Annotated in this window: 5 protein-coding genes; all 5 read right to left on the bottom strand. The window is 69.4% G+C overall.

All coding sequences use genetic code 11. The annotated features are described in order from the left end of the window. Positions 1–138 precede the first annotated feature (138 nt). Entirely contained in the window at positions 139–855 is a 717-nt protein-coding gene (locus tag ACFW1I_RS37505) for an ABC transporter ATP-binding protein (RefSeq protein ID WP_043219280.1), read from the bottom strand. Then, positions 852–1,937, bottom strand: coding sequence for an ABC transporter ATP-binding protein (locus ACFW1I_RS37500; protein WP_384678459.1), 1,086 nt, complete (start codon positions 1,935–1,937; stop codon positions 852–854). The genes ACFW1I_RS37505 and ACFW1I_RS37500 overlap by 4 nt, the downstream gene beginning before the upstream one ends. Positions 1,938–1,940: 3 nt before the next feature. Further along, the gene (locus ACFW1I_RS37495; RefSeq protein WP_384678461.1) at positions 1,941–3,782 is read right to left on the bottom strand and encodes a branched-chain amino acid ABC transporter permease; all 1,842 of its coding nucleotides are present in this window, start codon (positions 3,780–3,782) and stop codon (positions 1,941–1,943) included. 5 nt (positions 3,783–3,787) lie between these two features. After that, complete coding sequence (locus ACFW1I_RS37490) at positions 3,788–4,717, bottom strand: branched-chain amino acid ABC transporter permease (RefSeq protein WP_384678457.1); 930 nt, start codon at positions 4,715–4,717, stop codon at positions 3,788–3,790. A 117-nt stretch (positions 4,718–4,834) separates the two neighbouring features. After that, the gene (locus ACFW1I_RS37485; RefSeq protein WP_384678455.1) at positions 4,835–6,073 is read right to left on the bottom strand and encodes a branched-chain amino acid ABC transporter substrate-binding protein; all 1,239 of its coding nucleotides are present in this window, start codon (positions 6,071–6,073) and stop codon (positions 4,835–4,837) included. Positions 6,074–6,889: the final 816 nt, after the last annotated feature.

Genomic DNA, 6,889 nt, shown 5'->3' with positions numbered 1-6,889 from the left:
GCGCGGGGCCGCCGGCCCCCCCCAGCCCGCGCGCCCGCCCACCCCCCCCGCCCGGCGCTGCTCCGAGCCCGCGCGGCCGCGCCGCCCCCCCCCCGCCGGTGCGGGGGGGGGGGCCCTCCTCGTTCTCGTACGGGACCGTCAGTCCTCGCCGAGGTACGCCTTGCGGACGGACTCGTCGTGGAGGAGGTCGCCGCCCGTGCCCGAGAGCACGATCTTGCCGATCTCCATCACGTGACCGTGGTCCGCGAGCGCCAGTGCGGCCTGGGCGTTCTGCTCGACGAGCAGGATGGTGGTGCCCTGGGCCTTCAGCTCGGCGATGGTCGCCATGATCTTCTGCATCATGATCGGCGAGAGGCCCATGGAGGGCTCGTCGAGCATGAGCAGCTTGGGCTGGGACATCAGTGCGCGGCCCATGGCGAGCATCTGCTGCTCTCCGCCGGAGAGCGTGCCGGCGGCCTGCTTGCGACGCTCGCCCAGGATCGGGAAGAGGTCGTAGGCGCGCTGGACGTCCTTGGCGATGCCGGCGCTGTCCTTGCGGAGGAAGGCGCCGAGGAGGAGGTTCTCCTCGATGGTCATGCGCGGGAAGATGTGCCGGCCCTCGGGGGAGTGGGCCAGACCCAGCGAGACGATCTTGTGGGCGGGGATCTTGCGGAGGGACTTGCCCTCGAACTTGATCTGGCCGCCGACCGGCTTGAGGAGCCCGGAGAGGGTCCGCAGGGTGGTGGTCTTGCCGGCGCCGTTGGTGCCGATGAGGGTGACGACCTCGCCCGCCTCCACGGAGAAGGAGATGCCCTTGACGGCCTCGATCTTTCCGTAGGCGACGCGCAGGTCCTCGACTTCGAGCAGTGCGGTCATGCGTCGTTCTCCTTGCCCGGAGCGGCGTCCTTCGCGGCGTCCGCCGTGTCCGCCGGGGTGTCGTCCTCGGCCGGGGTCTCCTCCGCCGGGGCCTCGTCGTCCGCGGGGGCGTCGCCCGCCGGGGCGTCGTCCTCGGCTTCGTCGTCCTCGGCTTCGTCGTCCTCGGTTTCGTCGGCGGTGTCCGCCGGAGCGGCGGTCTCCGCTTCGGGGGCCTCCGCGTCGGGGGTCTCCGAGGCGGGGGTCTCCGTGTCGGCCTTGGGCGCCGGGGTGTCCTCGATCGGTTCGCCGAGGTACGCGGCGATGACCCGCTCGTCGCTCTGGACGGTCTGGCTGTCGCCCTCGATGAGCTTCTGGCCCTGCACGAGCACGGCGACGCGGTCGCACAGGTTGAAGATGAAGCGCATGTCGTGCTCGATGACGAGCACGGCGATGCCCATGTCACGGATGGCGAAGATGAGTTCCTCCGCCGCGCGGGTCTCCTGCGGGTTCATGCCGGCGGTCGGCTCGTCCAGCAGGATCAGGCCCGGGTCGCTCGCGAGCGCGCGGGCGATCTCCAGCTTGCGCTGCTCGCCGTACGGGAGGTTCTTCGACAGGAGCTGCGCCTTGTGGGCGAGGCCGACGAACTCCAGGAGTTCCATGGCGCGCTTCTCGGAGGCCGCCTCGGCCTTCTTGAAGCCCGGGCCGCGCAGCAGGGCGGACCAGAGGCCTTCCTTGGTGCGGGTGTGCCGGCCGACGAGCACGTTCTCCAGGACCGTCATGTTGTTGAAGAGACGGATGTTCTGGAAGGTGCGGGCGATGCCGGCCGCGGTGACCTTGAAGGACTTCGGCGGCAGCACCTGGCCCTTGTAGCGGACCTCGCCCTCGGTGGGCACGTAGAGACCGGTCAGGCAGTTGAAGAAGGTGGTCTTGCCGGCGCCGTTCGGGCCGATGAGGCCGACGATCTCGCCGCTGTTGACGGTGAGGTTCACGTCGCGGACGGCGGTCAGGCCGCCGAAGCGCATGGTGACCCCGCGTGCGTCGAGCACGGTCTCGGGGGTGGCCGGCTCCGTGGTGGCGGCGGCCTTGGTGGTGGTGGTCGTCATGGTTCAGGCACCTGCCTTGGCGGGCTCAGCGGCCGGCTGCTCGTCGTGCTCGTGGAACTCCAGCTGACGGCGCTTGTCGGCCACGATGCCCTCCGGACGGAAGCGCATGATCAGGATGAGCGCCACGCCGAAGGCGAAGAGCTGGTACTCGCCCATGAACTGGAGCTTGTTCGGGATGAGGAAGAGCAGGGCCGCGCCGACCAGCGGGCCGCTCATCGTGCCCATGCCGCCGAGGACGACGGCCGCGAGCAGGAAGGCGGAGTTGGGCGGGATGGGACCGGCGAAGAGGTACTGCTCCGGCGTCACGGTGTAGGTGACGTGGGCCTGCACCGTGCCGGCGAGGCCGGCGAGGCCGGCACCGAGCGCGAAGGCGATGAGCTTCACCCGGAAGCCGTTGATGCCCATCGCGAGCGCGGCGGTCTCGTCCTCGCGGATCGCCACCCAGGCGCGGCCGATGCGGGAGTCGCCCGAGCGCCGGAAGACCAGCACGACGACCGCCATGATCAGCAGCATCAGGAAGAAGTAGTTGGCGAAGCGGCCGATGGTGAAGCCGGCGATGGTGTGCGTCTGGCCGAAGTCGAAGCCGAAGAAGTTCAGGTTCGGGATGGACGCGATGCCGTTGGAGCCGTTGGTGATGTCCGGGCCGGAGGTGCCGTCGGTGTTCATGACCGCGATGCGGAAGATCTCACCGAAGCCGAGCGTCACGATGGCGAGGTAGTCGCCGCGCAGCCGCAGGGTGGGGGCGCCGATCAGGACGCCGAAGACGACCGAGGCGGCGGCGCCGACCAGGATGGCCGCCCAGAAGGGGAAGTGCACGCCGAACGGGGAGGTCGGGGCGCCGGAGACGAGTGCCGCCGCGTAGGCGCCGACGCCGAGGAAGGCGACGTAGCCGAGGTCGAGCAGACCGGCGAGGCCGACGACGATGTTCAGGCCCAGGGCGACCGTGGCGAAGATCAGGATGTAGACGCCGAGCGTCGCGTACTGGTCGTCGGTCTGGGTGAAGGGGAACAGCGCCGCGGCGATGAAGGCGCCCGCGATCGACAGGTTCTGGTGCTTCGAGGTGAGCTGGGTGGCCTGCTTGAGCAGACCGGAGGCGCTGATCGCGGCGAAGCCGAGGCCGGCCGTGATGAGGAAGCCGAGGAACAGCTCGTCGTACTCGGTGCCGATGCCGTACGTGAAGACGCCGAGCGCGAGGCCGAGGACGACCGCGATGATCAGGATCTCGACGGCGGACGGCAGCGGGGGGAGCTTGCGCACCGGGTTCGGGGCGGAGAAGGCGGCCTTGGTGACGGCCCACTTGTTGCGCCGGCGCTGCATGGTCCGGTCCCAGAAGGTGTCCTCCGGGTCGACCGGCTGCACTTCCGGGCGCTTGAAGGGCAGCGACAGGGCGGCCAGGAGGGTGACCAGGGTGCTGACGGCGACGATCACGCCGCCGGGCTCCAGGTTGACCATGCCGCCGAGCTCGATGCTGATCGCGTCGACCGTGAACCGGGTGGTGGCGAAGGTGGCGAGCGCGGCGAAGCGGATCGCGCCGTCGGCGCCGGCGGGGGTCAGCCAGCGCAACCCCTTGATGCCGTACGAGGAGAGGGCGAAGAGGGTGGTGAGGGCGCCGAGCAGGAGGACCTGGAGCTGGAGGCCGGCCGGGTATCCGTAGACGGTGAGGTCGCCCGGGAAGCTGGGGTCCCAGGTCCAGGCGAGGAAACAGCTCGCGATGGTGAGGAGGGAGCCGCCGAGGACGACGGCGCGGGCGATCCCCTCCGGGAAGAGGCGGATCAGACCACGGTCGGCGGTCTTCACGGCCTTCTCGGCGGCGGGGGCCTGGGGGTTCTCGGAGATGGTGGTCATGGTGCTCACGCCCTGTCCGCGACGCGCTCGCCGAGCAGGCCCTGGGGCCTGGCGAGGAGGACGACGATGAGGAGTACGAAGGCCCAGACGTTGGCCCAGGACTGGCCGCCGAGCTGCTCCATACCGGGGATCTGGTCGACGTAGGCGGTCGCCATGGTCTCGGCGACGCCGAGGACGAGGCCGCCGATCATGGCGCCGTAGATGTTGCCGATGCCGCCGAGGACGGCGGCGGTGAACGCCTTGAGTCCGAGGAGGAAGCCCATCTTGTAGTCGACGACGCCGTACTTGAGGCCGTAGGCGACGGCGCCGACGGCGGCGAAGACGGCGCCGAGGGCGAACGCGATCACGATGATGCGGTCGGTGTTGACGCCCATGAGCTTCGCGGTGTCCGGGTCCTGCGCGGTGGCCTGCATGCCGCGTCCGGTGCGGGTGCGCATGACGAAGAAGGCGAGGAAGGCCATGCAGATCGGGGCGGCGATCACGAGGAAGATGTCACCGGTCTGGATGGTGACCGGGCCCAGTTCGATCGGGCCGCCGGGGATCTGCGGGAAGGTCCGGGCGGACTTGGCCTCCGGGTACCAGACCCAGACGGCGTACTGCAGGGCGAGCGAGAGGCCGATGGCCGTGATGAGCGGTGCGAGCCGCGGGCCGCCACGGAGCGGTCGGTAGGCGAACCGTTCCGCTCCGACGGCTATCGCCGTCGCGACGATCACGGCACCGATGATCATGAGGGGCAGGGCGACCCACATGCTGGTGCCGCCGGGCAGGATGAGCCAGACCGTCAGGGCCCCGAAGCCGCCGGTCATGAAGATCTCGCCGTGGGCGAAGTTGATGAGCTGGACGATGCCGTAGACCATCGTGTAGCCGACGGCGACCAGCCCGTACATGGATCCCAGTAGCAGGCCGTTGACCAGCTGCTGCGGCAGTTCGTTCACCGCATTGTCCTCCGAGACTTTCGACGGATATGACACCGCGCGGGGTGCCTGTGGTGTGCGGCCCCCCGCGCGGTGAAAGGTGGTGCTGAGTGGTGCTGAGTGGGGTGGTGCTGAGGATCAGCCGCCGAAGGTGCCGGACTTGACCGGCTTGTGGGCGCCGCCCGTGACCTGGTAGACGGTGAGCTGCTTGTTGGTGGTGTCACCGAACTCGTCGAAGGAGACGGAGCCGGTCACGCCCTCGAAGGAGACGCCCTGGACGGCCTCGGTGATCTTGGCGCGGGCGTCGTCCGGGAGCTTGCCGCCGTTGCCGTCGACGACCTTCTTGACGGCCTCGATGATGGCCCAGGTCGAGTCGTAGGAGTAGCCGCCGTAGGCCTCGAAGGCCTCCTTGTAGTTCGCGGCCTTGTAGTTGGCCAGGAACTCCTTGGCGGAGTTGAGGGACTCGATGGGGGCGCCGACGGAGGTGGCGATGTCGCCCTCGGCCGCGGCGGCACCCGCGAGCTTGACGTACTCGGGGGAGAACAGCGCGTCGCCGCCGACGACGGTGACCTTGGCGCCGGCTTCCTTGATCTGCTTGGCCAGCGGGCCGGCGGCCGGGTACTCGCCACCGTAGTAGACGACGTCCGCGCCGGAGCTCTTGACCTGGGTGGCGACCGCGGAGAAGTCCTTGGTGTCCGGGTCGATGTGCTGGGTGCCGACGACCTTGCCGCCGAGCTTCTCGAACTCGCCCTTGAAGGTGCCCGCGAGGCCGGCGCCGTAGGTCTTCTTGTCGTCGATGATGAACGCCTTGGTCTTCTTGGCGTCCTTGAAGACGTACTGGGCGGCGAACGGGCCCTGGATGGCGTCGGTGGTGGCGGTACGGAAGTACGTCTTGTAGCCGCGCTTCTTGTCGCCGGAGGCCCAGTTCGGGCCCTGGGACAGGGACGGGTTGGTGTTGGCCGGGGAGACCTGGACCAGCTTCGCGTCGTCGAAGACCTTCTGCATGGACTCGGCGACGCCGGAGTTCAGCGGGCCGACGACGCCGAGGACGGTCTTGTCGGCGACCAGCTTGGTGGCGTTCTGCTGGCCGGAGGACGGCTGGGCCTGGTCGTCCAGGGCGACCAGCTTGAAGGTGACGCCCTTGACGTACTCCTTCTTGTTGGCCGTGTTGACCGCGAGGTCGGCCGAGTTCTTGATGCCGAGGCCGAGGGCGGTCAGCTCGCCCGTGAGCGGGGCGTCCAGACCGATGGTGACGGTGATGCCGCCGCCCGCGTTGGAGCCGTCGCCGCCCTTGTCGTCGCGCGAACCGCAGGCGGTGAGGGTGAGTGCTCCCGCGGTGACCGCGGTGGTGAGTATGAGCAACGAACGGTTTCGCACGAAGGGTCCTTTCCCTGGCGCGGCCCCCTCTGCCGAGGCGGTGCCGTGGAGCTGCGGAGCAAGAGGTGCCGTTGGTGATTGCCGGGCCGTACTGAGTGCTGATACGAGGCCGTGCAGTAGGTCGCGCCCAGTGGCGCGGTGACTGGCCGTGACTCTAAGCGCAGGTGGGGAGGGTCGGGGAGCGGCGAGTGAAGGATGTGACTGTCTTGTTATGCCGACGGGGTGAGCGGGGCTGAGAGGTCCGTCCAAAACCGGGCATAGCGGCGTGTAACAAGGTGTTCACATACTGAGAACGCCCAGTTCCGCTAAGGGGCTTGAGTGAATCTTGGTACTGACGGGGGACTTTGTCTCCTCTCCGGATATCGGACGGGGCGCCCGATCTGAGCGGACGGATGTCAAGCCTCGGCCCTCCTTGGCGCCTCCCTCCCGTGATCACGGAGCGTGACGGAAGCGGGGTGGTGGCAGGGCGGGTGGCCGCCCCCGCGATCGGCCGAAACCCCTCACTTTCGAACGTACCTCCGAGGCCCGGGAGTTGGGAGGGGCTGGCGTGAAAACGCCCTGAGGGGAAGGGACTTGGAGCGCGTACGGTGACCGGACGTCGATCGGGCGCCTGTCGGACGCCGCTCGGATGCGGATCGGGCGCCGACCGGATGCGGATCGGGTGCCGACCGGACGTCGACCGGACGCCGACCGGACGTCGACCGGACGCCGACCGGACGTCGACCGGACGCCGACCGGACGCCGGCCGCGCGTCGGCCGGCGGTCGCGGTGATCCGGTGCCGGGTACGCCGAAGGGGGCGGTACGCCTCCGCGTAC

This window comes from Streptomyces sp. NPDC058955, from assembly GCF_042741435.1.
Taxonomy (GTDB): Bacteria; Actinomycetota; Actinomycetes; order Streptomycetales; family Streptomycetaceae; genus Streptomyces.
This window is presented reverse-complemented; position numbering and strand designations above follow the sequence as displayed.

Bases quoted from the DNA above. Each gene is read 5' to 3' on its own strand.
- ACFW1I_RS37495 (WP_384678461.1), bottom strand. From the start codon at position 3,782: ATGACCACCATCTCCGAGAACCCCCAGGCCCCCGCCGCCGAGAAGGCC.
- ACFW1I_RS37500 (WP_384678459.1), bottom strand. From the start codon at position 1,937: ATGACGACCACCACCACCAAGGCCGCCGCCACCACGGAGCCGGCCACC.
- ACFW1I_RS37505 (WP_043219280.1), bottom strand. From the start codon at position 855: ATGACCGCACTGCTCGAAGTCGAGGACCTGCGCGTCGCCTACGGAAAG.